Below are 25,769 nucleotides of genomic sequence, written 5' to 3' on the forward strand. Positions count from 1 at the left end.
CGGCCGGGAGCGGGCCGCCGAGCCCGGTACGACCCGCGAGGGCCGACTCTCAGTCGGGCGTGGCCGCGGTGGCGACAGGGCGCACGAGCGCGTCGGGCGCGGCGTCGTCGAGCTCGACCGTGACGGGCATCGGCGCGTGGCCCGCGAGGTGGAACAGACGCACCCACCACTTGCTGCGCACGCGCAGCGCCTGGGCGACGGCCTCGTTGTGGAAGCGGCGCGCGAGCTGGGCGCGGTACCAGGCGGCGGACAGCGTGGCGAGCAGCTCGTCGCCGGCGGGGACCGACCGCACCTCGGCGAGGTCGTCGGCGTCCTCCAGCGCGGAGCGCAGCGTCGCGGTGAGGTCGCTCTCCGCGAGGGCGCGCGACTCCGCCATGCCGCCCAGCAGGCGCCGGGGCCGCGGGCCGTCCGCCGGCACGAGGCCGGGCACCTGCTCGCGGAGCCGGCGCGCGTCGGCGTCGTCGTCAAGGACGGCGTGCGCCGCCTCGGCGACGAGGACGGAGCTCGCGGGGTCGAGCTCGCCGGACGCCGCGAGGTCCACGGCGGCCGACGCGCGGCGCACGAGCTGGGCGTCCAGCGCGAGCCTCGACGCCATGACCTTGCGGTGGAGGCGGTCGAGCCGCGACGCGGCGACCCACAGCAGCCACGCGGCCAGGGCCGCGACGACGAGGACGAGGACGGCGGTCTCGGACCAGGTCACGGGCGACCCACCTCCTCCTCGCGGGCGCGGCCCAGCAACCGCCCGCCGCGGCGCGAGCGCGGGTCCTCGTGCACGGGGATGACCGCCTCGGACGCCGCGAGCACCATGTCGTACACCGCGGAGACCTGGTCGGTCACCGCGGACCAGTCGAACCGCCGCACGAACTCGGCCGCACGCGCCCGGTGCGCGGCACGGGCGTCGGGGTCCGCGAGGACGTCGACCACCGCCCGGGCCAGCGCCTCGGGGTCGCCGACGGGGAACAGCACGCCCGCGGCGCCGTCGTCGAGCACGCGGCGGAACGCGCCGAGGTCGCTCGCGACGACGCACGCCCCGGCGCTCATCGCCTCCACGAGGACGATCCCGAAGCTCTCGCCCCCGGTCTGCGGGGCGATGTAGAGGTCCACCGACGCGAGCAGGCTCGCCTTGTCCTCGTCGCTCACACCACCGAGGAACTCGACGGAGGACGCGTGCGCGCCGAGCGCCTCGATCGCGGCGTCCCGACCGTCGTCGCCGCGCCCGGCGACGAGGAACCTCGCGCCGGGGAGCTGCTCGAGGATCCGCGGGATCGCGGCCGTCAGGACGGGCAGGCCCTTGCGCGGCTCGTCGAGGCGCCCGAGGAACGCGATCGTCGGCGCCTCGGGCGTGCCCTGCCAGGCCGGGCTCGGCACGGCGTCGGCGAACGTGTCGACGTACACGCCGTTGGGGATGACGACGGCGTCCCCGCCCAGGTGGTCCACCAGCGTGCGCCGCGCGTCCTCCGAGACGGCGATGCGCGCGTCGATCTTCTCCAGGCTCTGCCGCACGAGCGGGTAGGCGACCTGGAGCGCGCGCGAGCGCACGAGCGACGTGTGGAACGTCGCGACGATCGGGCCCTGCGCGATCCAGAGCGCGAGCATGCTCAGCGAGGGCGTCACGGGCTCGTGCAGGTGCAGCACGTCGAACCGTCCGGCGTCGAGCCACCGGCGCACGCGGCCCGCCGTGCGCGGGCCGAACGTGAGCCGCGCGACCGAGCCGTTGTAGCGCACCGGCACCGCACCGCCGGCGGAGGTGAGGTAGTCCGGGACGGGCGTGTCGTCGTCGGCCGGGGCGAGCACGGAGACCTCGTGGCCCCGCGCCATGAGCGCCTCGGCGAGGTCGCGGACGTGGAACTGCACACCGCCGGGGGCGTCGAACGAGTAGGGGCACACGATGCCCACGCGCAGGCTCATGCGGCACGCTCCGCGCCCGGGGCCGGCTCGCCCGCCGCGGCGCGCGTGCGCGCGTAGCGCTCGGGGTCGAGGTCGTCGACGAACACCTTCTGGAGCATGTGCCAGTCCTGCGGGTGCTCGCGGATCGCGACGCTCAGCGCGTCGACCCAGGACTGCGTCGCCGCGGCCACTCGCTGGGCGCGCGGGACGTCCGTCGCGATCTCGACGCGCGGGAAGAAGCGGATGACCAGGCCCCAGGGCGAGCCCGCGGCCCGGCGCCGCTCCCCGCGCAGCCGCTCGTAGTGGATGCCGGCCGGCACGAGCGGCGCGCCCGTGCTCACGGCGAGCGCCGCGGGCCCGGCCGCGACCCGCGCCCGCTCGCCGAAGAGGTCGACCTCGACGCCGCGGTGGGTGAGGTCGCGGTCGGCGAGCAACGGGATGATCTTCCCCGGCCGGCTCGCGCCGCGCACCAGGTCGCGGAAGACGTCGCCGTCGCCGAGCGCGAGGATCTCGAGCCCGAGCCCGGTGCGGAACGCGAGAAACTCCTCGAACAGCTCGTCGGGCTTCAGCCGCTCCGCGACCGTGAGCACGGGCGCGATGTGCGGGGTCGCGTACGCGCCCGCGAGGTCCCAGTTGCCCTGGTGGGACAGCGCGAGCACCGGGCTCCGGTCGCCGTCGAGGTGCTCGGCCAGGTTCTCGTACCCGACGAGCCGCACGCGCGCCTCGACCTGCTCCGGCGTCCAGGCGGGGAGCGTGAAGGCCTCCCGGTAGTACCGCATGTACGACCGCATGCCCGCGCGCGAGAGCCGGCGCAGGGCGCGCGGCGAGAGCCCGGGCCGGACGCGCGCGAGGTTGCGCTCGAGCTGGCGCACTCCCCCGCCGTGCAGGAGCCACGTCACGTCGGCGATCGCGTCGAACAGCCCGCGCAGCAGCGGGTCGGGCACCTTGCGCGCGTTGCGCCAGGCGAACGTGAACGCCTTGCCGGCGTCGAGGGCCATCAGCGACCGTCCTCCGTGTCGTCGGTCCGGGAGGCGCTCGCGGAGAGGGCGAGCGCCTGGCGGCGCACCGTCGCGACGCGCTGCACAACCGTCACCGCGCTCGCGAGCGCGAGCAGGCCGAGCACCACGACGAGCACGACGGGTGGCAGGCCGAGGCCGACGAGCCCGGCGGCGACGAGGGCCGCGACGAGGCGGTCGGCACGCTCGGCGATCCCGACCTGCGCGGTCATGCCGACGCTCTCGGCGCGGGCCCGCGCGTACGGCACGACGGCGCCGAGAGCGAGGCACGCGAGCGCGACGACGGTCCCCCACGCGGCGAGGTCGGGCGTGAGGCGCGGGTCGTCGGCGCGGACGAACCACAGCGTAAGCCCGACGAACACGGCGGCGTCGGCGAGCCGGTCGAGCGTCGAGTCGAGGAACGCGCCCCAGGGGCCCGACCGGCCGGCGCGGCGCGCCATGACGCCGTCGAGCACGTCGGCGAAGGCGCAGACCATGACGACCATGACCCCGGCGAAGAGGTGGCCCGTGGGGAAGAGCCACAGCGCGCCGACGACGACGCCGAGCGTCCCGGTGACGGTCACCGCGTCCGGGCTCACCCCGACGCGCAGGAGGAACGCGGCGAGCGGCGTGAACAGGCGCGTGGTGAGCGCGCGCAGACGACCGAACATCAGGCGTCGTCCCCCTCGCCGGTGGTCGGCCACGCGTCCGCGAGCCGCGCCCGCGTGTCGGAGAGCAGCTCCGGCACGGCCTTCGTCTGCGCGACGATCGGCAGGAAGTTCGCGTCCCCCGCCCAGCGCGGCACGACGTGCTGGTGCAGGTGCGCGGCGATGCCCGCGCCCGCGACCGCGCCCTGGTTCATGCCGAGGTTGAAGCCGTCGGGCGCGGACACCGCGCGCACGACCCGCATGGCCGTCTGCGTGAGGTGCGCGACCTCGACCGTCTCGGCCTCCGTGAGGTCCGTGTAGTCGGAGACGTGCCGGTACGGCACGACCATGAGGTGGCCCGGGTTGTACGGGTAGAGGTTGAGCACGACGTACGCCGTCCGGCCGCGCGCGACGATCAGCCCGTCCTCGTCCGTGCGGTCCGGCACGCGGCAGAACGGGCACTCGCCGCGCGAGTCGTCAGCGGGCTTGTCCTGCCCGCCGATGTACACCATGCGGTGCGGCGTCCAGAGCCGGTCCAGGCCGTCGTCGAACCGTGGGTGCGCGTCCGACGTCTCGACCGTCGCACCGGTCGCGGGGTCGGGTGCGGCGCCCGGCGCGGCCTCGTCGGCCGCGCCGGGTGCCCCCGTGCGCTCGTCGCTCACGCGCCGTCAGACCTGGACGCGGTCGCGCACGGCGGAGACGATCCGCTCGACGGCCTCGGCGACGGGCACGCCGTTGTCCTGGCGGCCGTCCCGGTAACGGAACGACACGGCGCCCGCCTCGGCATCCTCGCCGCCCGCGATGAGGACGAAGGGCACCTTGCGCGTGCTCGCGTTGCGGATCTTCTTGCCGAACCGGTCGTCCGAGTAGTCGACCTCCGCGCGGATCCCCTGTGCCCTGAGCTGCGCGACGACATCGGCCACGTAGTCGTTGAACGGCTCCGCGACGGGGACCGCCACGACCTGGACGGGCGCGAGCCACGCGGGGAACGCGCCGGCGTAGTGCTCGACGAGGATGCCGAAGAACCGCTCGATCGAGCCGAACAGCGCGCGGTGGATCATCACGGGACGCTGGCGCGTGCCGTCGGACGCCGTGTACTCGAGCTCGAACAGCTCCGGCTCGAAGAAGTCGAGCTGGATCGTCGAGAGCTGCCACGTGCGGCCGATCGCGTCCTTCGCCTGGACCGAGATCTTGGGGCCGTAGAACGCCGCGCCGCCCGGGTCGGCGACGAGCTCGAGGCCCGACTCCGTCGCGACCTGGCGCAGGACCTCGGTCGCCTCCTCCCACGTGGCGTCGTCGCCCACCGACTTCTCGGGGTCGCGCGTCGACAGCTCGAGGTAGAAGTCGTCGAGCCCGTAGTCGCGCAGGAGGTCCAGCACGAAGGAGAGCAGCGAGCCCAGCTCGTCGCGCATCTGCTCGCGCGTGGTGTAGATGTGCGCGTCGTCCTGCGTGAAGCCGCGCGCCCGCGTGAGCCCGTGCACGACGCCCGACTTCTCGTAGCGGTACACCGTGCCGAACTCGAACAGCCGCAGCGGCAGCTCGCGGTACGACCGCCCGCGCGAGCGGTACACGAGGTTGTGCATCGGGCAGTTCATCGGCTTGAGGTAGTAGTCCTGGCCCGCCCGCTTGACGTTGCCGTCGTCGTCGAGCTCCTCGTCCAGGTGCATCGGCGGGTACATGCCGTCGGCGTACCAGTCGAGGTGGCGCGACGTCTGGAACAGGTTCGCCTTGGTGATGTGCGGCGTGCTGACGAACGAGTAACCGGCCTCGACGTGCCGCTTGCGCGAGTACTCCTCCATCTCCATGCGGATCGTCGCGCCGTTGGGGTGGAACACGGGCAGGCCCGAGCCGATCTCCTCCGGGAAGGAGAACAGGTCGAGCTCGTTGCCGAGCCGGCGGTGGTCGCGCCGCTCCGCCTCCGCGAGCCGCTCGAGGTACGCCTTGAGCTCGTCCTTCGTCGGCCACGCCGTGCCGTAGATGCGCTGGAGCTGCGGGTTCTTCTCGCTGCCGCGCCAGTAGGCCGCGGCCGAGCGCATGAGCTGGTAGCCGTTGCCGATCAGGCGCGTGCTCGGCAGGTGCGGGCCACGGCACAGGTCCTTCCAGACCACCGTCTCGCTCTCGCGCCCGGCGCCGCGCACGTTGTCGTAGATCGTCAGCTCGCCGCCGCCGACCTCGACGTTCGCGCCCTCGGTGTCGTCCGCGGTGCCGGAGCCCTTGAGCCCGATGAGCTCGAGCTTGTACGGCTCGTGCGCGAGCTCGGCGCGCGCCTCGTCCTCGGTGACCACGCGGCGGCGGAAGGTCTGGCCCTCCTTGATGATGCGCGACATCGCCTTGTCGAGCGCCTTGAGGTCCTCGGGGGTGAACGGCGTCTCGACGTCGAAGTCGTAGTAGAACCCGTCCGTGATCGGCGGGCCGATGCCCAGCTTCGCGTCCGGGTTGACCTGCTGGACGGCCTGCGCGAGCACGTGCGCGGCCGAGTGCCGCAGCACCGCGAGGCCGTCGGGCGAGTCGATCGTCACGCCCTCGACCACGTCGCCGTCCGCGACGGGCGTGTCGAGGTCCTTGAGCTCCCCGTTCACGCGGATCACGACGACGTCGCGACGCGACGCGAACAGGTCCGTGCCCGTCGTGCCCGTCGTCACCGTGGTCTCCTCCGCGTCGAGGGTGATGGTGAGTGGTGACGAGACGACGTCAGACACGTCCGTGCTCCGTTCTGTGGCGGGAGGCGCGCGCAGCGCCCGGTCAAGTCCCCCGGAGCCGGGGCGTCCCCGACAGCACGAAGGGCGCCGTCGTGGACGGCGCCCCCCGATCGTACCGACCCGCAGCTCAGTCGTTGGCCTTCTTCGCCTTCTCGGCGAGGGTGTCGACGTGCCGGTCGACGGAGTCCGGGGCGACCGACTTGATCTTTCCCGCGACCTCGTCGATGCGCTCGTCGGTCATGAACTCCTTGGCCTTGTCGATGCGCTCCTCGGTCATGAACTCCTTGGCCTTGCCGAGGAGGTCGCCGAGTCCGCCCCGGTCCTTCGGTGTCTGCTCGCTCATACCGGCTCCCTCGGGGGTCGTGGTGCGCGCGTCCAGCGCCGGGCGGCGGCCGTCCCGCGCCCGCACGAAACGCTACCCGGCGCCACCACGTCGCGCGACGGGGCACGGGCAGGGGCCACGACCCGCGTGACCCGCCGACCCGGACCGGCGCACGCGCGGTCCGGGCCTGCCAGAATCGGCCCATGGACGACGACGTGGCACCCGGGGAGCGCACCGCGCGCGTCTTCCGGCACCGGCTCAACGAGCTCTTCGCGCGCGGCCGCGGCGGGCGTCCCGTGACCAACCGGGAGGCCGCCCACTGGATGACGGAGCGCGGCTACTCGATCAACGAGGCGTACCTCAGCGCCCTGCGCGGCGGGCACCGCTCGTCGCCCAGCCTGCGCGTCGTCGAGGGCATCGCCGCGTTCTTCGGGGTCAGCACCGGGAGCCTCGTCGACCCCGAGGAGAGCCCCGACGACCGCCTGCGCGCCGCGCTCGCCGACGAGGGCGTGGAGCAGTTCGCGCTGCGCGCCCAGGGGCTGTCGCCCGAGAACGTCCGCGCCATCATCGAGATCGTCGACCGCGTACGCAGCCTCGAGCACCTCCCTCCGGTGGCACCGCCCGGCACGCCGAACGGGCATCCTCCTGCACCGGGGGCCGACCGTGGATGACCTCCTGCGCGCCGCGGGCCTCGACCGCGCCCGCAGCATCGAGGAGGCGTGCCGCCTTGTCGCCGCGGCCCGCGGCAAGCCGCTCGAGGTCGTCGAGGGCGACCTCGGCCCCGGCGTCACCGGCCTCTGGCTCGCGTTCCCCGAGCGCGACCTCGTCCTCGTCGACGCCCGCCAGACGCTCCCCGGACCGCACCGCGACCACGTCGTCGCGCACGAGCTCGTGCACGTCCTCGACTCGATCCGCCCCGGCCCCGCTCCGGGCCCGGTCCCCGCCGGGTGCCGCGACGAGCACGACGACCCCGCCGAGCAGCGGGTCGAGCGCCTCGCGAGCGAGCTGATGATCTCCATCGCGTCGCACGGGAGCTCGGCCGCACGCCTCACGTCCCTCGAGCTCTACCGGTGAGCCCGGTGCCCGACCTCCTCGCCACGGCGCTGTTCGCCACCGCCGCGACGTGGACGGCGCTGCGTGCCCGCACGGGCACCGACGCGGCTCTCCCGCTCGGCCTCGCGTTCGTCGCCGTGGCGTCCGTGCTGCGGGTCCCGGCCGTGGCCGAGCTCCTCAAGACGCACGCCCCCGGCGGCACGCACGAGGTCGCCAAGCACGTCGCGCTCGTCGCCGGGTGCCTCTTCGTCGGCGTGTGGGCGTACAGCACGACGACCGGACACGCGCCACGGACGCGGTACGTGGCCCTCGCGGCCGGTCTCGTCGGCGCAGTGATGGTCGCGCTCGCGGCCGCGAGCGGACCGTGGACGACGCTCGACCTCGACGCCCAGGCCTCCGGCCGGCCGCTCATGTGGGTGTACCGCGCGCTGTACTACGGCGCGTTCGTGGCGGCGACCGCGACGTTCGCCGTGTCGTGCGTCCGCACGCGCTCGCGCCGCCCCGTGCGGCTGCGGTGGGGCATGGACGTCGCGGCGGCCGGGGCGGTCGTCGCCATGGTGTGGGCCGTCGTCAGCTTCGTGGCCGCGCTGCTGCACGAGCCCGGCAGCGCCGAGCCGTACCTCGTCCTCGGCGTGCGCACCCGGTATCTCGTACTCGCGGCGAGCGTCCTGCTGACGGTCGGCATCGTGGGCCAGCTCGCGTCGTCGGCGGCGTTCGCCCGCGAGCGCCGGCGCGATCTCGGGCACCTGCACGCCTTCGTGCTGGCGACCGTGGGCGGCGGGGGCATCCCCGGGTCCAGCGCGGCGGTGGACGAGTACCACCGCACCATCGAGATCTTCGACGGTCTCGCCGCGCTCGCGCTGCACTCGCGTCGGGACGACGTCGACCACGTGCGCGTCGCCGTCCCCGGCAGCCCGCGCGAGGTGATCCTCGCCTACCAGCTCCAGCTCGCGGCGACGCGGCGGGCCCGGGGTGACGCCCCGAGCGTCGACCCGGACGACTGGTCCGACCTGCTCGCGGACGACGACGCGCTGCGTCGGCTGGGCCGCGCGCTGCGCGACCGGACGAGCACGGAAGGGACGGCCCGCGTCCTCGCGGGCGTCTGAGCCCGCCGGGCCCGACGCCAAGCTCCCCCTGCGCGCTTGCCCCCGCGCCGGGCCTCGGCGGGCGGGCTCAACCTACAGACAGACGCACGGGGGCGCAACGTGCCTCACAGTTGAAATCTCAACGGTTCAGCGCCGTCAACCGAGGAACACCTGCGCGCACACGACCTCCGCCGGCCCGGCGCCGGGGTCGACGGCGCACGCGATGCCGACCGAGGTCAGCGTCGGATCGAGCAGGTTCGCCCGGTGCCCGTGCGACGCCATCCACGCGTCCACCACCTCGGCGGGGTCCGCGGCCGTGCGGCTGAGGTTCTCCGCCGCGCTCCCCGCCGGCGGGTCGCACGCGGCGAGGACCTCGTCGAGCGGCGCGTGCTCCAGCGGCGCACCGACGAGCGCCGCGGCGCGCGAACGAGCCGCGGAGATCGCGCACGCGCTCTCGTCGAGCGGGGGCAGCCCCTCGTCCCGGCGTACCTCCTGCGTCCCTCGCAGCAGGCCCGCGGCATACTCGTCGAGGTCCGCCGCCCCCGACGCACCGGGCGACGGAGGCACGGCGCCGGGCGCGGCCTGGGCGGGCGCGTCCGTCGCCGGGTGGTCGGACGCCGGACCACCGCTCTCCCGGTGGTCGGCGTCGCCGTCCGGCGAGCACGCCGCCAGAGGTCCGAGCGTCGCCACCAGGGCGAGGACGGTGGCCCCCCGCGCGGTGCGCAGCCACGGGCGCCGCCGGGGACGCCGCGCGGCGCTCACTGCCGCCCGAGCGCGCGGTACGTCCAGCCGGCGGCGCGCCACGCCCTCGCGTCGAGCGCGTTGCGCCCGTCGACGACGCGCGGAGCCGCGACGAGGCCGAACAGCTTTCCCGGGTCCAGCTCGCGGTACTCGCGCCACTCGGTGAGGACGAGCACGGCGTCCACGCCGTCCACCGCCTCCTCGACGGTCTCCGCGAAGCCCAGGGCGGGCGCCTTGGCCCGCGCGTTCGCGAGCGCGCGGGGGTCGGTGACGACGACGCGCGCGCTGCGCTGGTGGAGCCGCTCCGCCACGTCGAGCGCGGGCGAGTCGCGCACGTCGTCGCTGTCGGGCTTGAACGCCGCGCCCAGCACCGCGATGCGCGCGCCCGCGAGCGGGCGGCCGTCGAGGACGCCGACCGTGAGGTCGACCATCCGTTCGCGACGCCGGAGGTTGATCGAGTCGACCTCGCGCAGAAAGCTCACCGCCGGGTCGGCGTGGAGCTCCTCGGCGCGCGCCATGAACGCCCGGATGTCCTTCGGCAGGCAGCCCCCGCCGAAGCCGAGGCCCGCGTTGAGGAACCGGCGTCCGATGCGCTCGTCGAGCCCGATCGCGTCGGCGAGGAGGGTGACGTCTCCCCCGGCGACCTCGCAGAGCTCCGCCATCGCGTTGATGAACGAGATCTTCGTGGCGAGGAACGAGTTCGCCGCGACCTTGACGAGCTCCGCCGTCGCGCGGTCCACCACGAGACGCGGCGTGCCGTCCGCGAGCGCCGCGGCGTACACGGCGTCGAGCACCTCCGCGGCCCGTGCGCCCGCTGCGTCGTCGGGGACGCCGTACACGAGCCGGTCCGGCCGCAGCGTGTCCTGGACGGCGAAGCCCTCGCGCAGGAACTCCGGGTTCCAGACGAGCGTCGCGCCCGGCGCCGCCGCGGCGAGGTCCGCCGCCAGGCGCGTCGCGGTGCCGACGGGCACCGTGGACTTGCCCACCACGACCGCGTCTGCGGCCAGGTGCGGCAGCAGCGCGCGGAACGCGGTGTCGACGTACGACAGGTCGGCGGCGTAGGAGTCGGCCCGCTGCGGCGTCCCGACGCACACGAAGTGCACCTCCGCGTCCGTGGCCTCGGCCACGTCGGTCGTGAAGGTCAGGCGCCCCGACGCGCGCGCCTCCGCGAGCAGCTCGTCGAGCGCGGGCTCGTAGAACGGCGCCCGCCCCTCGCGCAGCGACGCGACCTTCCGCGCGTCGACGTCCACCCCCACCACGTCGTGCCCCAGCCGGGCCATGCAGGCGGCGTGCACCGCGCCCAGGTACCCGCAACCGATCACCGAGATCCTCATGCCGTCCCCCTGCTCGTCCCGCCGATGGCCGCGCGCGTCCGTCCCGCCGCCGGGCGACCGGGCCACGGCCCGCGGCCTGCACCTCACCGCCGCTCGCGCGGCAGCACCACCTCGTCGAAGGTCCCCGTCGCCGGGCGCGACCCGACCGCCACCGCCGCCTCGCTCCCGGGGCGCCCCGGGCCGAGGTCGGCCTCCGCGCCGTCGACGGCGGTCGCGACGCCCGTCGGCGGTGGGGCGGGCACCGCACCGCGCGTTGCCTCCGCGGCCGGAGCCCCGCCCGCCGGACCCTCCGAGGCGACGGGTGCCCACGGCCCCGTGCCGGTCGCGGGAGCCGCCTGCCGTGCCGCGCCGCGAGCGTGCCGGCTTCCCCGCACGGCCGACCGTCGTGCGGAGCGACCCTGCGAGGCCTCCCCCGCGGCGTCCGCCGTGTACTCGTAGTAGCCGTACTCGTACGGGCCCGCGCCCGGCCCCTTGACCGGCACGCGGTTCACCACGATGCCCAGCGGCCGCACACCCACCGTGCCGAGTGCCGACAGCGCAGTCTCGAGCTGGTTCCGGTGCACCGTGCCCGCGCCGACGACGACGATCGCTCCCCCGACCCCCTTCGCGAGGATGGCCGCGTCCGTGACCGGGAGAAGCGGGGGCGTGTCGACGACGATCACGTCGTACTCCGTCCGGAGCCGCTCCAGGAGCTGCGCCATGGACTCGCCACCGAGCAGCTCGCTCGGGTTCGGCGGGATCTGGCCCGACGCGATGACGTCGAGGTTCCCGTTGCCCCACGGCTGGACCGCGTCCTCCACGGCGACCTTGCCGATGAGGATCGTCGTGAGCCCGACCGACCCCTCGATGCCCAGGTACCGGGCGACCGCGGGACGGCGCAGGTCGGCGTCGACGAGCACGACGCGCTGGCCGGCGTCCGCGAGGGTGATCGCGAGGTTGACGCTCGTGGTGGTCTTGCCCTCGCCGGGCAGCGCGGACGTCATGACGTACGTGCGCGCCGCCGGTCCGAGCTCGAGGAACTGCAGGTTGGTACGCAGCCGTCGGAACGCCTCGGCACGTACCGCCTGCGGCGACTCCTGCACGATGAGCGGGTGCTCCGGCGCGTCGGCCTCGTACCCGATGACGCCGAGCACCGGCGCGTCCGTCACGTCCTCGACGTCGGCGGTGGACCGGACGCGCGTGTCGAGCAGCTCGCGGACCACGGCCACCGCGACCCCGACCGCGAGGCCGATCACGAGCCCCAGCACGAGGTTGAGCCGCAGGTTCGGCGACGCGGGCGCCGTCGGCACGGACGCCGCCCTGACCGTGCTGATCTGCACCGGCGAGTCCCCGCCGCCGACCGGCGTCTCGAGCTCGGCGACGACCGAGGCGAGCGAGCGCGCGGTCGCGTTCGCGATCTCGGCCGCGAGCTGGGGCGACTCGTCGGTCGCGGTGACGTTGACGAGCGCCGTGTCGAGCGGCGAGTCCGCCTGCACGCGCTGGGCGAGGGACGCCGCGTCGTCCGCGAGCCCCAGCTCGTCGACGACGGGGTCCAGGACGCGCGGGCTCGTCACGAGCTCGATGTACGACTTCACCTGGCGCACCGTGAAGTTCGAGCCCTGGAGGAGGTCCGTCGTCGAGTCGGAGCCCTGCACGGACACGTAGACCTGGGACCGCGCGGAGTACGTCGGTGTGCTCAGCAACGAGTAGGCACCCGCGAGCACCAGTCCGAGCGCCGCCGCGACGGCGACCGTGACCCACCGCCTGCGCAGCAGGAGCAGGTAGTCCTTGAGCTCCATCGTCGTCCCCCTCACCGGCCCGCTCCCCCTGAGCGTCGACCCACGACCGCCCCAATCTCGCACAGCCCCTCGCCCGTCGCGAGCCTGGGCGCACCCGCGCCGGCGCGGGTCATCCGCGCACCAGCCCGGCCCGCTCGCGGTACCACGCCACGGTCCGTTCGAGGCCCTCGCGCAGCCCGGTGCGCGCCTCCCAGCCGGTCGCGCGCAGGCGCGACACGTCGAGCAGCTTCTGCGGCGTGCCGTCCGGCTTCGACGTGTCCCACCGGGTCTCGCCGTCGTAGCCGACGACGTCCGCGACCGCTGCCGCGATCTCTCGGATCGTCACGTCGTGGCCGGTACCCACGTTGACGTGCTCGGCGCCGTCGTAGTGCTCGAGGAGGTGCAGGCACGCGTCGGCCAGGTCGTCGCTGTGCAGGAGCTCGCGCCGGGGCGTCCCCGTCCCCCAGTTCGTCACCACGCGCGAGCCGTTGCGCACCGCCTCGTCGTAGCGCCGGATCAGCGCGGGCAGCACGTGGGAGCCCTGCGGGGAGAAGTTGTCACCCGGCCCGTAGAGGTTCGTCGGCATCGCGGAGATCCAGGGCAGGCCGTCCTGGCGGCGCACCGCCTGCACGTGCAGGATGCCCGCGATCTTCGCAATCGCGTACGCGTCGTTCGTCGGCTCGAGGTGCCCCGTGAGCAGCGACTCCTCGACGATCGGCCGGGGCGCGAGGCGCGGGTAGATGCACGACGACCCGAGGAAGAGCAGCCGCTCCACCCCGACCGCGCGCGCGGCGTCCAGGACGTTGACCTGGATGCGGACGTTCTCGGAGAGGAAGTCCACCGGGTGCGTCGCGTTCGCGAGGATCCCGCCCACCTTCGCCGCCGCGAGCACGACGTAGCGCGGCCGCTCGGCGCGGAAGAGCTCGAAGACGGCGTCGCGGTCGGTGAGGTCCAGCTCCGCCGACGTGCGGCCCACGAGCCGACCGAACCCCGCCGCCTCGAGGCGGCGCCAGACGGCGGAGCCGACGAGCCCACGGTGGCCCGCGACGTAGAAGACCGCGTCGCGGTCGAGCGGTCCGGGCTCGAAGGCCACCGGGTCCTGCGCGCTCACGCGGCGTCCCACGTCGCGAGCGCCACCTCGTCGATCCACGGCGAGCCCGCGTGGTCGAGCGCCTGCAGGTCGGCGTCCACCATGATCCGGGCGAGCTCGCGGCCGTCGACCGTGGCCTTCCACCCGAGGTCGGCGTGGGCCTTGCTCGGGTCGCCGACGAGCGCGTCGACCTCCGCCGGACGGAGGTAGCGCTCGTCGAACCGCACGTGCTGCTCCCAGTCGAGACCTGCGTGCGAGAACGACTCCTCGAGGAAGTCGCGCACCGTGAGGCCCGTCCCCGTGGCGAGCACGTAGTCGTCCGGCGTCTCGGCCTGCAGCATGCGCCACATGCCTTCGACGTACTCGGCCGCGTACCCCCAGTCGCGGACCGCGTCCAGGTTGCCCAGGTACAGGTGCTGCTGCCGGCCGGCCTTGATCGCGGCGACCGCGCGAGTGATCTTGCGTGTCACGAACGTCTCGCCGCGACGCGGGGACTCGTGGTTGAACAGGATCCCGTTGACCGCGAACATGCCGTACGCCTCGCGGTAGTTCTTCGTGATCCAGTAGGCGTAGAGCTTGGCCGCCGCGTACGGCGACCGCGGGTGGAACGGCGTCGTCTCGCCCTGCGGCGGCGGGGTGGACCCGAACAGCTCGGACGACGACGCCTGGTAGTAGCGCGTGTCCACGCCCGCGAGCCGCACCGCCTCGAGCAGCCGGATCGCGCCCGTCCCGGTCGTGTCCGCGGTGTGCTCGGGCTCGTCGAACGACACCCGCACGTGGGACTGCGCCGCGAGGTTGTAGACCTCGTCGGGACGGATCTGGGAGAGGAGCGTGACGAGCCGGGCGCCGTCGGACAGGTCCGCGTAGTGCAGGAAGAGGCGCGCGCCCTCCTCGTGCGGGTCCTGGTAGAGGTGGTCGATCCGTGCCGTGTTGAACGTCGAGGCGCGGCGGATCAGGCCGTGCACCTCGTAGCCCTTGCGGAGCAGGAGCTCCGCCAGGTAGGAGCCGTCCTGTCCGGTGATGCCGGAGATGAGTGCCTTTTTCATGGTTCCCCCCGTGTGGTGTGCGGCGGCGCGGCGGCCGATGGCTACGTGCGGGCGACGTCCGGGGCACGGGGAGCGCCGTCGGCCGCCCGTGCGGTGCCGCGAGCCCCGGTGCCCGCGGTCGCGGTGGTCGTCGCGGTGGCGAGGGCAGCGGTGGCCGTCGCGTCCGTCGCGACCGCGCTCGTGCGCGGCTCCGGGACCGGGCGGCGGGCGGTCGCGGCGAGGACCGCCGCGAACGCGTCGACCGCCGCGCCCTCCGTGAGCCTCTCGTCGCGGTATCGACGACCCGCGGCCCCGAGACGGTCCCGCCGTGCTGGGTCGGCCGCGAGCACGAGCGCGGCGTCGAGGAGCGCCTGCGGGTCCTCCGGGTCGACCCGGACGCCCCCGCCGGACGCGCGCAGCTCCACCGCGGTCGTCGAACGCTCAGACGACGCGGCGAGCACGGGTCGCGCCGCGTGGAAGTAGGACGTGAGCTTGCTCGGTACGGACATCTCCGCGAGCCCGGCGAGCTCGTTGACCAGCAGCACGTCCGCAGCACGGAGCGCGGCACGGAACTGCGTGTCGGGCAGGGGGTCGAGGAACTGCAGGCTGCGGACACCTGCCCCGGCGGCCTCGAGGGCGGCCCGCCGGCTCCCGTCCCCCAGGAGCACGAAACGCACCGCAGCCCCCTGCGCGTCGGCGCGGCGCGCCGCCTCGACCACGTTCTCGAGCCCCTGCTTCACCCCCTGGTTCCCCGCGTGCAGCACGACGGTCTCGTCCTGGGCCCACCCGTGGGCCGCGCGCACGGCCGGTCGCTCCGCAGGCTCCACGTCGTCCGCGAGGTGGGTCCAGTTGCGCACGACGCGCAGGGCAGCGGCGTCGACACCGAGCGACTCGCGGAGGTGGCGCGCGAAGCTCTCGTGGATGGCGACCACGCCGTCCGCACCGCGGGCGGTGAACCGCTCGACGGCGCTCACCGCCCGCGCAGCGAGACCCGAGGCCGTACCGGTCTCCGCGACGCCGAGCGAGTAGAGGTCCTGGGTCCACAGGACAGCCCCCGGGAGCGCCGTCCTCCGCGCGCGGCGGGGGGCCAGGGCACGGCCGGCCCGCAGGCGCAGCATCGCGACGGCCGCCGCGAACAGCGAGGGCGAGACGAGCAGGACGACGTCGGCGTCGGGCCAGCGGACCGCGGCAGACCGCACCCCGAAGCTCAGCTCGGCGAGCAGACGGCGCGCCGAGGTCGGCGACCGCGGGACGTAGTGCCGCAGGCGCAGCACGTCGACGCCGTCGATGCGCTCTCGGCGCGCCCACCCTCGATCACCCACGCGCACGCGCCACTGCGGGTAGTGGGGGTAGGTCGTCACGACGCGCACCCGAGCGCCGCGCGCGACGAGCGCACGGCTCAGCGCCGACGTGTAGGGCGCATTTCCGGTAGGTTCAGGGGCATAGTTGGCGCCGATCACCAGGATGCGCGTTCCCGAGATGCTCACGCACTCACGATAACGACGTTCGGGCACATTCGCTGGGGGGCAGATGACAGCACAGGAAGAACGCGACGGAATTCGGGTCGTACCGCTCTCGGAGGCACCCGGGGAAAAGACGTCCTGGGGTCGCCCGGGCGCGCTCGTGTATCTCTGGGGTGCGGCCGAGCTGCTGTTCGTCTCGAACCCGTGGCAGATCAGCTCGCGCCTGCGCGTCGCGGTGCTGCGCGCCTTCGGTGCCCACATCGGCGAGGGGGTCGTCTTCCGCCCTCGTACGCGCGTGCGATTCCCATGGAAGATTCATGTCGGAGCAAATTGTTGGATCGGTGAAGGTGTCTGGATCCACAACCAGGACGACGTCTGGATCGGGCACGACGCCGTGCTGTCCCAGGACACCCTCGTCACCACCGGCAGCCACCGACACCGGACGGACATGGGGCTGGTGACGGCCCCGGTGCGCGTCGGTCCGGGCGCGTGGGTCACGGCGCGGTGCGTCGTCCTCGGAGGCACGCGGATCGGGCGCTCCGCGCTCGTCACACCGGGGTCCGTCGTCCGTGGCGAGGTGCCCGACGGCGGGGTCTGGGACGGGCGGTCGCTCTCCGACCGCACACGGTTCTGACGTGCCGCCCCGCCTGCGCGTCCTGCACGTCGCCACGCTCCTGACGCCCGACGGCGCCTACGGCGGCCCGGTCCGCGTCGCGACGAACCAGGTCCGCTCCCTGCGCGCGCGGGGCCACGACGCGGTCCTGGTCGCCGCGGCGTCCGGCTTCGACCGCCTCCCGACGACGTGGGACGGCGTGCCCGTCGTCACCTTCCCCGCGGTGCGGGCCGTCCCGGGCACCGGCTTCGCGGGGCTCGCCGCTCCGGCGATGGTGCGGTGGATCCGCACCCACGGTGCGCGCGCCGACGTCGCCCACGTCCATCTCGCACGCGACCTCGTCACCCTGCCGGCGGCCGCCGCCTGGAGCCGCTCGGGCAAGCCGTTCGTGACGCAGACGCACGGCATGGTCATGCCGTCCGGGCACCCGTTCGCCGCACCCCTCGACGCCGTCCTCACCCGTCGCGTCGTCGCCCGGGCGTCCACGAGCTTCGCGCTCACCCCCGTCGAGGAAGCCGGCCTGCGCACGCTCTTCGGCCGCGCGGCGACCGTGCGCCGCCTCGTCAACGGAGTGCCTCTGCCCGCCGAGGGGGTGCCGCTCGCGGAACCGCGCCACCCGGAGGTCCTGTTCCTCGCGCGGCTGCACGCGCGCAAGCGCCCCCTGGCCTTCGTGGAGGCCGCGGCTCGTCTCGCAGCCCGCTTTCCCACGGCGCGGTTCACCCTCGTCGGGCCCGACGAGGGTCAGGCCGCGGCGGTGCGCGAGCGGATCGCCGACCTGCCCGGCGACGCTCGCGCCCGGGTGACGTGGGAGGGCGCGCTGCCCCCCGAGCGGACGGCGCGACGCCTCGCCCGGTCCGCGCTGTACGTCCTGCCGTCGGTCGACGAGCCGTTCCCCATGAGCGTGCTCGAGGCGATGTCGTGCGGGGTCCCGGTCGTCGTCACGCGGTCGTGCGGTCTGGCGGCGCCCGTCGAGCGTGCGGGCGCCGGGGCGGTCGTCGGCGAGGACGTCGACGACCTCGTCGCCGCGGTGGCGGCGTTCCTCGAGGACCCGGCCCACCGCCGGGCGACGGGCGTGCGGGCCCGCGAGCTCGTCCGCGAGGACTACTCGATGGAGACCGTGGCCGAGGAGCTGGAGCAGGCCTACACGCGGTGAGCCTCGCGACCCGGGCGGTCCCCCGGCGCGAGCACGGCAGCCGCGGCGACGAGGGCGACCGGGACCCACAGGTAGCGGTTGTACAGGCTGGGGGCCGTGGCGCTGAAGACGAGCGCCGTGACCCCCACCGCGAGGACCCGGACCTGGATCGGCGTCCGAGGCACGGCCCGCACGGCCCTGACGACCGCGACGACGAGGCAGCCGAGCAGTCCGAGGGCGAAGACCGCGCCGCCCTGGTACAGCGCCGCGACCGGCAGGCTGTGCACGCCGAGCGTCTCGACCACCAGGGAGGACCGCGCGTCCAGGCCCGCTCCGGTGAACGGGTCCTCCAGGAAGCCGCGCCAACCGAGCACGATGGTGTCCCACCGCGACGCGGACGTGTTGAGCGACGCATCCCCGCCGGAGAGCCCGAGCACCTGCTTGACACGCTCGGCGGGGCGCAGCGCACCCTGCGTCTCCCCGAGGACGCCACCCGCCAACCACAGCGCCGCGCCCGCGACGACCGCAGCGACGGCGACCCGTCCGAGCGGGATCCCGCGCAGGACGAGGAGCGTCGCGCTCCCGAGGACGGCCGCCAGCATGCCGCTCACGCTGCCGCTGAGGACGAGCCCGACGATCCCCGAGAGCGCCACGCCCACGAGCAGGAGCCGTTGCAGGCGCCCCAGGCCGCGCGTCAGCCCGGACAGGCCAATCACCACGGCGAGCGACGCGACGGCACCCGTGTCGCTCACGTGCCCGGTGAACCCCGTGTAGCGCCCGGCCGTCGTGACGACGCCGCCCGGGATCGCCCCGGGCCCGAGCGCGTACTGCACGAGCGTGCCGAGCGAGCAGACAGCGGCTCCGACGCCGAACGCGACGAGCCCGCGGCGCAGGCGTCGCTCGTCGTCGAGCAGGACCGCGAGCTGCCACGGGAGCGCCAGGGCGACGTAGAGCACCCGCAGCAGGCTGACGAGGCTCTCCACGGGCGCCGGCGAGCCCGCGGTCGCGAGGCAGCCCCCGACGACGAGCAGGAGGCACGCGGGCAGCGCCCACGCGCCGTACGGATGAGGCGTCGGCGGCCGCCCCACCGCCGCGAGGCACAGCGCGAGGCTCGCGAGCAGGACGACGTCCCCCGCCGTGACTCCGACGCCCACCCGCAGGACCAGCAGGGAGACGAGGACGAGCCCGCAGTACAGCAGCACGCGTGCCAGCGCCAGCACGGGGTCGCGCGAGCCCCCACGGCTCTCCGCCACGCTGCCGCCGGGGCGCCCGGATCCGCCCGTCTGCCCGGAGGAGCCCCGGCCGCCGGCGCGGTCCTCGACGCGACCAGGCCGCACCGCGGCTCCTTGCGGCCGGACAGCGCGAGCCATCGAACGGTCATGCACAGTCCATCACCTGTCCTCGTGTCAGGTCCCGCACCGGCCCCGCCGAGCGCCCCACGAAGCGGCCGCGGGCGTCCTCCCCTGCGTGCGGACGGCGTACCGTCCCGCTGTCGGGAACAGGCTCCGTGACCTCGCGTGCCGCACCCGCGCGAGAATGCGTGGAAGCGCTTCGTACGCATTTCCACCGCCGCGCCGGAAAATACCTGCGCATCGACTTCTCGCCACCCCCTGGAACGCACTTCACACCGCCACCCCGCGGTACGTCCGGACCGCGGCGGGAAGGAAGAACGCGACGTATCCCGCGCCCCCGAGGACAAACCCGAGGACGAGGCTCGAGAAAGGCCCCCCGGCCAGGTATCCGAGCACGAACCCGCACCATGTCACGGCGACCATCCCCACCCGTGCCCGGGTCACGACGGACTGCGCCTTGAAGATCCGCATGACCACGAGGTGCGGTCCGACGAGGCCGCCGCAGGCCGCGAAGCAACCCACCGCAGCGAGCGCGACGGCCAGCTCCCCGCGCTCGATGCCCGACGGGTGCACCGCCCCGGCTGCGGCGACGACGACCAGCGCGACTCCGAGCACCGTCGCGCCCCCCGCGGAGAGGAGGCCGAGACGTCGTGCGCGCCGGACGAGCGTGGCGTCGTCGGGCCGGTCGGCCGTGCCGACCGCGTCCGAGAGCAGGTTCAGCGCGACCGCGGCGAAGAGGACGTTCACGGGACCGTAGAGCGTCTGGCTGAGCCGGAACGCACCGATGCTCGCGCTCACGGAGAGCGCCCCGAGCACCAGGAGCGGCACCGTCGTCGCGAGCTGCGCGACGAGGAACTCGTACGCCTGGGAGCGCGCCCGGGCCCCGTACCCCGCGTACCGCGAGTACCGGTCCACGCGTCGGGCGGCCAGCGCGAGCGGGACTGCCGCGACGGCGTAGGCCGCGCACCACACCGCGTAGAAGGCCACGAGCGGCTGCGAGGAGCCGCTGACGAGGAGGACCGCGGGCACGAGCAGGAGACGGACCCCGTCCGAGAGCGCGACCGCGCCGTTGCGGCCCTGACCGATGCACCGGAACCGCAGCCAGTCCTGCACGACGGGCGCGACGCTGAGGGACCCCAGCGCGACCGCTCCGCCGGCAGCGAGCGCGGTCACGGCGAGGTCCGCCGCGGCGACCAGGACCGCGACCGCCCCCGCCGCGACGACGACGTAGCGGGCCGGGACCACGGCGTGCGGGTCCGTGCGCCGCTCGATGAGCGCGGGCTGGAAGAGACCGCTGCGCACCAGGCCCGTGCCGACGTTCAGCACCAGCAGCGCGAGGCTGAAGCTCGCGAACTCGGCGGGCTCCATGTGCCACGCGCCCAGGAGCACGACGAACGCGCCCGCCGCGCTGGCCGCCGCCTGGGAGAGGACGAGCGGGCGGGTCAGGGCCGTCGCCGGGGCCGCGAGCGAGCGGCGCAGCACGTCAGGAGGGGTCATGCGTCAGCCTCACGAGCCTGCTCCCCGCGAGGAGCGCGCCGAGGCGCGGCGCGAGCGGGGCCCCGCGCCGCCAGTACACGACGCCGATCCCGGTGTTGAGGACGGTCCGCCGCCACCGCCACGGCATGACGAGCCGCCCGAGCCGAGCCGCGGCGTCGGAGCGGCGGTCCGTGACGCTGAACCGCAGGTGCGTGGCCACGGGGTCCAGGCCCGCGGCCACCGCGTCGTGCCACCCCTGCTCGTCGGTGACGAGCACGTAGTCGGCGGCACGGTCCGCGCGAGCGGCGGCGTGCCCGGGGACGGACAGCACGGCCGTCGCCTCCGGCCGACGCCCCGTCACGACCCGATCCCCCATCGTGCACGCCAGGAGTCGACGGCGTCCCGTGGCACGTCGATGCGGACCACCTCGCCCGACCGCAGGTCCTCCCGGTAGCGCCGCGCCGCGTTCCGCGACGGCGCGCGCAGCCCGACGGACCGCGCGATCTCCCGTGCGCGGTTGTCGATGGACAGGACGAGCGTGGGCACGCCCCGCTGCATGGCCCGGATACCGCCGTGGAGCCGCAGGCCCACGTACGCGGTCCCCGGCTCGTCGAGCACCGCGTCGAAGTCCTCGAGGCGGGGGCCGAGCATCGTGCCCGTCCCGCCACGGACGCCGTCCACGTACTCGCGGTCGCCCGGGCCCTGCGGCCAGAAGAGGAGCTCGTCGAACCGCTCGGCGAGCGCGTGCACCAGCCTCCTGTCCGCCAGCGGGTCCTGGCTGTAGTCGGTGAACGTGACCACGACCCGCCGCTCGTCGGACGGGAGCGTCTGCTTCTCCACGCCCCAGAGTGTCGGACAGCTGGTGTGGACGGCGGGCACGCGCGCGCGGCGGAGCCGGGCGAGCGAGTACTCGTCGCGCACCGCCCACGGCACGTCGCCGGCGAGCGAGCGCAGCCACGCGGCTGAGACCGGGTCGATCCCGGCCCGCTGGTACTGCCACCAGCCGACGCCGAGGAACGTCAGCCGACCTCGGCACAGGTCGACGTCGTCGGCCGGCCAGTGCCACGCGCGGCGGAACCGCATGTGGTCGGAGAGGAGGTTCGTCCCGCACGCGATCACGGAGCGCGCGTGCCGCAGGGCGGCCCGGTGCGCCGTGGTCAGCCGCCCGTGCATGGGCACGAGCTCGACCTCGTGGCCCTGCTCGCGCAGCGGCGTCACGAGCTCGGCGTCGACCGCCTCCGAGATGATCTGGTCGCCGACGTTCGTCGACGCCGCTCCTGGATCCACCACCACGATCATCGGACCGCTCCCTCCTCGACCCTGCTCAGCCAGTCGCCGTACCGAGCACCGACGCGGTCCCACGTCGCCGCGCGCTCGGTCCACTCCCGGGCGCGGCGGCCGAGGTCCCGGTTCTCGTCGACCTCCTGGAGCGGGCCCAGCAGGCCCCCAGGACGGTCGACGTGGGCGACGACGGCCACGCCCGCAGCGCGCAACGGCTCGGCCGCGTGGATCGTCGACGAGACCACGACGGGCACCCCCGCGGCGAGCATCTCGAGCACCGTGATGCTGCACGACTCCCAGCGCGACGGATGCAGGTACGCACGGCAGCCCGTGACGAGGAGCCACTTCTCCTCGCCCCGCGCGTTCCCGCGCAGCTCCACGCAGTCACCGAGCCCGAGGTCGCGGACCAGTCGAGCGGTCCGCTCACGACCGCCCCGGAAGTCGGGGCCCGCGAGCACGAGGCGCGGGCGCGGCGCGGGCAGCTCGGCCCAGCGGCGCAGGAGGTTGTCGATCCCCTTGTGGTCGGGGTCGTACCGTCCCATCCAGAAGAAGTAGTCGCCCCCGCCCACCCACCGGGGCACCTCGGCCGGGGACGGTGCGCCGTTGGGCAGCACGAGCGTGTTCCCGGACCGGCCGCCCGCCACGCCGTCCGCGAGCGGGCCCTCGGACGCGTAGAAGACGTGCAGCCAGTCGGCCCGACGCACGACGGAGGCCTCCGCGGCCCGTCGCGCGCCGGCGAGGTCGCGCAGGCGCGTCGTGACGCCCGGCTCGTAGACGCCGTGCGGCATGAGCACGACGACGGCACCGCGCGCCCGGGCGCTGCGCGCCGCCGCGACGTTGCTCAGGACCCAGCCCTCGTGGAGGTAGAGGACGTCCCCCTCGCCGACCTCGCCGGCGAGGCCGGTCGGCACCCAGCTCGTGCGTCCGCGCCCCACGTGGGAGACGGTCCGGACGCACCCCCACAGGTCGGTGGGCAGCTCGCGCGGGTCGGGGACGCTCGCGCACAGGACCACGGCCTCCCGGCCCGCCCGGTGGGCCTGCCGTACCCAGTTCTCGATCGACTCGGTCACGCCCGACGGGTGGGCCAGGAACCTGGCGTAGTAGTGCACGACCCTCATGCCGCCTCCATCACGACCGCGTGCACCGCGCGGACGATCCGCTCGGCCGCCGCCTCCGTCGACGGCACCTCGCCGTCGGTGCGCGGGCGACGGTCCTGTGCCGTGAGACGCAGCCAGGCGTCCGCGAGGTCGGTGGGCGTCGCGGGGACCGTGAAGAGGTCGGAGCCCTCGGTGAGGTACTCGATCTCCGGTGCGTGCCGCCCGGCGTCGCTCGTGAGCACCGGCAGGCCCAGCACCAGGGCGTCGACCGCGACGAGCCCGACCCGTCCCGGGTTGAGCAGCACCCGCGACACGGCCGCCGCGCGCGCCGTCCCCCGCGCGTCGACCTGCCCCAGCAGGACGACGCGTCCGGTCTCGGCGGCCAGGCCCTCGAACAGGCCCCGGGCGGGCCCGTCGCCGGCCACGAGCAGCCAGGCTGCCGGGTCGCGCCGGAGCACGGTCCGGGCGGTCTCGACGACCAGCTCCGGCAGCTTGTGCTCGTTCAGCGCACCGAGCAGGAGCGCGGCGCGCGCGTCCGCCGGCAGACCTACGGCCGCCCGGTACGCGTCGACCGCTCCCCCGTCGAGCGCGTCCCGCTCGCGGCGGAGGGTCCGGGTGTCCGTGCTGTTCCCGAACGAGGTCACCCGGTCGGCCGGCACGCGGGCCGTCTCGACGACGTGCCGCCTGCCCGCGTCGGTGTAGGTGAGCACGTGCCGCGCCCGGCGGTTCAGCCACGCCTCCCAGCGCTCCGCGAGGCCCACCTCGTCCGCCGTGTAGGACGCGCCGTGGCCCCACGTCACGTACGGCCTCCCGCGGAGCGCCGCCGAGAGCGCGTCCAGGTTGCCCGCCTGCATCTCGGTGACGAGCACGGCGTCGCGCCACTCCGGCGGGACGACACGGCGGAGCAGATGCCGGCCGCCTCTCCCGACCCGCACGGTGCGCACCGGCACCTCCGTCGCCCAGGGTGGCTCGACCAGGTCGCCGCGCTCTCGACGGCGCCGCATCTGCTCGACGTCGCCGCCGTAGAAGACGTGCGTGTCCACCCGGACCTCGGCGAGGCCCTCGACCACGAGGCCGAGCAGCCTCTCGCGGTAGGCGGGGACGTACGGCTGCGTGATGACGACCCGCCGGCTAGTAGGCGCCGTCACGACCCACCACCGCTCGCAGCGTCCGCAGCAGGATGAGCAGGTCTCCCGTCACCGTCCAGTTCTCCACGTAGTAGAGATCGAGCCGGACGCTCTCCTCCAGCGTGAGGTTGTTGCGCCCCGACACCTGCCACAGACCCGTGAGCCCCGGCTTGACCAGCAGCCGACGGCCGATCTCGTCGTCGTACTGGTCGACCTCGAGCGCGATCTGCGGGCGCGGTCCGACGAGGCTCATGGACCCGCCCAGCACGTTGAACAGCTGCGGGAGCTCGTCGATCGAGTAGCGGCGGATGAACGCGCCGACCCGGGTCACGCGCGGGTCCTGCCTGGGCTTGTAGAACACCCCGACCGTGTCGGCCCCGAGGACGTCCCCGAGGTGCTCCTCGGCGTCGACGACCATCGAGCGGAACTTGAGCACAGTGAAGGGCTCGCCGCGCAGCCCGACCCGCTCCTGGGTGAACAGCACCGGTCCGCGGCTCGTGAGCCGGACCGCGAGCGCCGTGAGGAGCAGCGGCACGGAGAACAGCACGATGAGGCAGAGCGCCCCGACCACGTCGAAAGCACGCTTCAGCACGTGCTGCGGACCGGAGTATCCGGGCGCCTCGACGTGGAGCAGCGGAAGCCCCGCCACGGGGCGCGTCCGGATGCGCGGGCCTGCGACGTCCGTGAGCGCGGGGGCGAGCACGAGGTCGGCACCCCAGGGCTCGAGGTCCCACGCGAGGCGCTTGACGGTCCGGGGCGTGACGAGGTCGGACCCGGTGACCATGACCGTGTCGGCACGGAGCGGCTCGACGAGACGGGCGGTGTCGGACACCTCTCCGACGACGGGCACGCCCGCCACCCTCTCGTGCGGCTCGACGGGTCCGCCGGGCACACAGGCTCCGACGACCTCGTACCCGCTGTCCGCGGCCTCGCGCAGCCGCTCGACGAGGTGCGCGGCGCCGTCGCGGCCACCGACCACGAGGCTCCGGGAGCGGCAGCGGCCACGCCGGCGCAGGCTCACGAGCCGGCGCCGTACCGCCCAGCGGCCCAACACGAGGAGCACCAGGCCGACGGGGAGCGCGATCGCGACGTAGCCCCGAGCGAGGTCGTAGCGCAACAGGTAGGCCGCGATCGCGACGACTCCGAACACGGCGACGGTCGTGTTGACGACGCGCGCGTACTCCGGCGCCCCCGAGCCCAGGCTGCGGCTGTCCCGGGAGAACGCCGCCCGCAGCGCGCACCACCAGCCGACCAGCAGGCCGACCGAGATGGCGAGGTACCGGAGGTCCAGCACCGTCCCGTCGATCCCGTCGAACCGGACGAGATAGGCGGTCGCGATCGCCGCCGAGATGGCGAGCGCGTCGACCACCGCCACGCGGCGAGACAGCCGCGCCTTCCAGCCCGGGCGTCGGTACGCGCCCAGGGCGATCCGGACCAGCTGCCCGGTGTCGAACGCCGGCGCGTCTGCGGGCGTGCCCGCACCCTCCCGCTCGACCGTGCCGATCTCGTGGTCCTTCTCCAACGTCATGGTGCCCCCTGCGACGTCCTGGCGGCGCACGCGAGGTCCGACGGCGCGGCTGCCCGGGGGCGCGC

Annotated in this window: 25 protein-coding genes; 5 read left to right on the plus strand and 20 right to left on the minus strand. The window is 74.7% G+C overall.

What is annotated here, in order from left to right:
- Positions 1-49: 49 nt before the first annotated feature.
- From E1O70_RS05270 to E1O70_RS05300, 7 genes are all read right to left on the minus strand, one after another.
- Positions 50-700, minus strand: a complete 651-nt coding sequence (locus E1O70_RS05270; protein WP_061267249.1) for a hypothetical protein — start codon at positions 698-700, stop codon at positions 50-52.
- Positions 697-1,902, minus strand: coding sequence for a glycosyltransferase family 4 protein (locus tag E1O70_RS05275; protein ID WP_167496845.1), 1,206 nt, complete (start codon positions 1,900-1,902; stop codon positions 697-699). The genes E1O70_RS05270 and E1O70_RS05275 overlap by 4 nt, the downstream gene beginning before the upstream one ends.
- Positions 1,903-1,904: 2 nt before the next feature.
- A complete protein-coding gene (locus tag E1O70_RS05280) occupies positions 1,905-2,885 on the minus strand; it encodes a phosphatidylinositol mannoside acyltransferase (RefSeq protein ID WP_061267247.1) in 981 nt (326 codons plus the stop codon).
- Positions 2,885-3,553 (minus strand): phosphatidylinositol phosphate synthase, encoded by a 669-nt coding sequence (pgsA, locus tag E1O70_RS05285; RefSeq protein ID WP_061267246.1) that lies wholly within the window; start codon positions 3,551-3,553, stop codon positions 2,885-2,887. The genes E1O70_RS05280 and pgsA overlap by 1 nt, the downstream gene beginning before the upstream one ends.
- Entirely contained in the window at positions 3,553-4,191 is a 639-nt protein-coding gene (locus E1O70_RS05290; RefSeq protein ID WP_370670907.1) for an HIT family protein, read from the minus strand. Before E1O70_RS05290 ends, pgsA begins: the two co-directional genes overlap by 1 nt.
- Positions 4,192-4,197: 6 nt before the next feature.
- A complete protein-coding gene (gene thrS / locus E1O70_RS05295) occupies positions 4,198-6,228 on the minus strand; it encodes a threonine--tRNA ligase (protein ID WP_081599789.1) in 2,031 nt (676 codons plus the stop codon).
- Positions 6,229-6,355: 127 nt separating this feature from the next.
- Entirely contained in the window at positions 6,356-6,571 is a 216-nt protein-coding gene (locus tag E1O70_RS05300) for a hypothetical protein (RefSeq protein WP_031316353.1), read from the minus strand.
- Between the two features lie 182 nt (positions 6,572-6,753).
- Here E1O70_RS05300 and E1O70_RS05305 point away from each other — a divergent pair, with 182 nt between their 5' ends.
- The 3 genes from E1O70_RS05305 to E1O70_RS05315 are packed head-to-tail and all read left to right on the plus strand — an operon-like array spanning position 6,754 to position 8,709.
- Positions 6,754-7,221 carry a hypothetical protein gene (locus E1O70_RS05305; RefSeq protein ID WP_061267245.1) on the plus strand — a complete coding sequence of 156 codons (468 nt, stop codon included), beginning with the start codon at positions 6,754-6,756 and terminating at the stop codon, positions 7,219-7,221.
- Positions 7,214-7,624 (plus strand): hypothetical protein, encoded by a 411-nt coding sequence (locus E1O70_RS05310; protein ID WP_061267244.1) that lies wholly within the window; start codon positions 7,214-7,216, stop codon positions 7,622-7,624. Before E1O70_RS05305 ends, E1O70_RS05310 begins: the two co-directional genes overlap by 8 nt.
- A complete protein-coding gene (locus tag E1O70_RS05315) occupies positions 7,621-8,709 on the plus strand; it encodes a hypothetical protein (RefSeq protein WP_061267243.1) in 1,089 nt (362 codons plus the stop codon). Before E1O70_RS05310 ends, E1O70_RS05315 begins: the two co-directional genes overlap by 4 nt.
- A 135-nt stretch (positions 8,710-8,844) precedes the next feature.
- Here E1O70_RS05315 and E1O70_RS05320 read toward each other — a convergent pair whose 3' ends face one another.
- The 6 genes from E1O70_RS05320 to E1O70_RS05345 form a co-directional block, all read right to left on the minus strand.
- Complete coding sequence (locus E1O70_RS05320; protein ID WP_167496837.1) at positions 8,845-9,378, minus strand: CAP domain-containing protein; 534 nt, start codon at positions 9,376-9,378, stop codon at positions 8,845-8,847.
- Positions 9,379-9,446: 68 nt separating this feature from the next.
- Entirely contained in the window at positions 9,447-10,763 is a 1,317-nt protein-coding gene (locus E1O70_RS05325; RefSeq protein WP_061267319.1) for a UDP-glucose dehydrogenase family protein, read from the minus strand.
- A gap of 83 nt (positions 10,764-10,846) precedes the next feature.
- Positions 10,847-12,556, minus strand: a complete 1,710-nt coding sequence (locus tag E1O70_RS05330) for a polysaccharide biosynthesis tyrosine autokinase (protein ID WP_240696604.1) — start codon at positions 12,554-12,556, stop codon at positions 10,847-10,849.
- A gap of 94 nt (positions 12,557-12,650) precedes the next feature.
- The gene (locus tag E1O70_RS05335) at positions 12,651-13,631 is read right to left on the minus strand and encodes a GDP-L-fucose synthase family protein (protein ID WP_240696605.1); all 981 of its coding nucleotides are present in this window, start codon (positions 13,629-13,631) and stop codon (positions 12,651-12,653) included.
- Positions 13,628-14,656 carry a GDP-mannose 4,6-dehydratase gene (gene gmd / locus E1O70_RS05340; protein ID WP_061267240.1) on the minus strand — a complete coding sequence of 343 codons (1,029 nt, stop codon included), beginning with the start codon at positions 14,654-14,656 and terminating at the stop codon, positions 13,628-13,630. The genes E1O70_RS05335 and gmd overlap by 4 nt, the downstream gene beginning before the upstream one ends.
- Before the next feature lie 41 nt (positions 14,657-14,697).
- Complete coding sequence (locus E1O70_RS05345) at positions 14,698-16,122, minus strand: glycosyltransferase (protein WP_240696606.1); 1,425 nt, start codon at positions 16,120-16,122, stop codon at positions 14,698-14,700.
- 136 nt (positions 16,123-16,258) lie between these two features.
- On the opposite strand from E1O70_RS05345, the gene E1O70_RS05350 reads away from it, so the two are divergent.
- Together E1O70_RS05350 and E1O70_RS05355 are read left to right on the plus strand one after the other, a co-directional pair.
- Entirely contained in the window at positions 16,259-16,732 is a 474-nt protein-coding gene (locus E1O70_RS05350; RefSeq protein ID WP_240696607.1) for an LbetaH domain-containing protein, read from the plus strand.
- Between the two features lies 1 nt (position 16,733).
- A complete protein-coding gene (locus E1O70_RS05355) occupies positions 16,734-17,864 on the plus strand; it encodes a glycosyltransferase (protein ID WP_240696608.1) in 1,131 nt (376 codons plus the stop codon).
- On the opposite strand, the gene E1O70_RS05360 is transcribed toward E1O70_RS05355, so the two are convergent.
- The 7 genes from E1O70_RS05360 to E1O70_RS05390 form a co-directional block, all read right to left on the minus strand.
- Positions 17,852-19,180 carry a hypothetical protein gene (locus tag E1O70_RS05360; protein ID WP_061267238.1) on the minus strand — a complete coding sequence of 443 codons (1,329 nt, stop codon included), beginning with the start codon at positions 19,178-19,180 and terminating at the stop codon, positions 17,852-17,854. The two genes, E1O70_RS05355 and E1O70_RS05360, sit on opposite strands and share 13 nt — an antisense overlap.
- Positions 19,181-19,465: 285 nt before the next feature.
- Positions 19,466-20,692: a hypothetical protein gene (locus E1O70_RS05365; RefSeq protein WP_128957518.1), complete on the minus strand. Its 1,227-nt coding sequence runs from the start codon at positions 20,690-20,692 to the stop codon at positions 19,466-19,468.
- Positions 20,679-21,032, minus strand: coding sequence for a hypothetical protein (locus E1O70_RS05370; protein WP_061267236.1), 354 nt, complete (start codon positions 21,030-21,032; stop codon positions 20,679-20,681). Before E1O70_RS05370 ends, E1O70_RS05365 begins: the two co-directional genes overlap by 14 nt.
- Entirely contained in the window at positions 21,029-21,970 is a 942-nt protein-coding gene (locus E1O70_RS05375) for a polysaccharide pyruvyl transferase family protein (RefSeq protein ID WP_061267235.1), read from the minus strand. Before E1O70_RS05375 ends, E1O70_RS05370 begins: the two co-directional genes overlap by 4 nt.
- Positions 21,967-23,070, minus strand: coding sequence for a glycosyltransferase family 4 protein (locus tag E1O70_RS05380; protein ID WP_061267234.1), 1,104 nt, complete (start codon positions 23,068-23,070; stop codon positions 21,967-21,969). The genes E1O70_RS05375 and E1O70_RS05380 overlap by 4 nt, the downstream gene beginning before the upstream one ends.
- Positions 23,067-24,197 carry a glycosyltransferase gene (locus E1O70_RS05385; RefSeq protein WP_061267233.1) on the minus strand — a complete coding sequence of 377 codons (1,131 nt, stop codon included), beginning with the start codon at positions 24,195-24,197 and terminating at the stop codon, positions 23,067-23,069. The genes E1O70_RS05380 and E1O70_RS05385 overlap by 4 nt, the downstream gene beginning before the upstream one ends.
- The gene (locus E1O70_RS05390; RefSeq protein WP_082774335.1) at positions 24,181-25,704 is read right to left on the minus strand and encodes a sugar transferase; all 1,524 of its coding nucleotides are present in this window, start codon (positions 25,702-25,704) and stop codon (positions 24,181-24,183) included. The genes E1O70_RS05385 and E1O70_RS05390 overlap by 17 nt, the downstream gene beginning before the upstream one ends.
- Positions 25,705-25,769: the final 65 nt, after the last annotated feature.

The organism is Cellulosimicrobium funkei (assembly GCF_004519295.1).
GTDB lineage: Bacteria > Actinomycetota > Actinomycetes > Actinomycetales > Cellulomonadaceae > Cellulosimicrobium > Cellulosimicrobium funkei.

Bases quoted from the DNA above. Each gene is read 5' to 3' on its own strand.
- E1O70_RS05280 (WP_061267247.1), bottom strand. From the start codon at position 2,885: ATGGCCCTCGACGCCGGCAAGGCGTTCACGTTCGCCTGGCGCAACGCG.
- pgsA (WP_061267246.1), bottom strand. From the start codon at position 3,553: ATGTTCGGTCGTCTGCGCGCGCTCACCACGCGCCTGTTCACGCCGCTC.
- E1O70_RS05300 (WP_031316353.1), bottom strand. From the start codon at position 6,571: ATGAGCGAGCAGACACCGAAGGACCGGGGCGGACTCGGCGACCTCCTC.
- E1O70_RS05305 (WP_061267245.1), top strand. From the start codon at position 6,754: ATGGACGACGACGTGGCACCCGGGGAGCGCACCGCGCGCGTCTTCCGG.
- E1O70_RS05325 (WP_061267319.1), bottom strand. From the start codon at position 10,763: ATGAGGATCTCGGTGATCGGTTGCGGGTACCTGGGCGCGGTGCACGCC.
- gmd (WP_061267240.1), bottom strand. From the start codon at position 14,656: ATGAAAAAGGCACTCATCTCCGGCATCACCGGACAGGACGGCTCCTAC.
- E1O70_RS05365 (WP_128957518.1), bottom strand. From the start codon at position 20,692: ATGACCCCTCCTGACGTGCTGCGCCGCTCGCTCGCGGCCCCGGCGACG.
- E1O70_RS05375 (WP_061267235.1), bottom strand. From the start codon at position 21,970: ATGATCGTGGTGGTGGATCCAGGAGCGGCGTCGACGAACGTCGGCGAC.
- E1O70_RS05380 (WP_061267234.1), bottom strand. From the start codon at position 23,070: ATGAGGGTCGTGCACTACTACGCCAGGTTCCTGGCCCACCCGTCGGGC.
- E1O70_RS05390 (WP_082774335.1), bottom strand. From the start codon at position 25,704: ATGACGTTGGAGAAGGACCACGAGATCGGCACGGTCGAGCGGGAGGGT.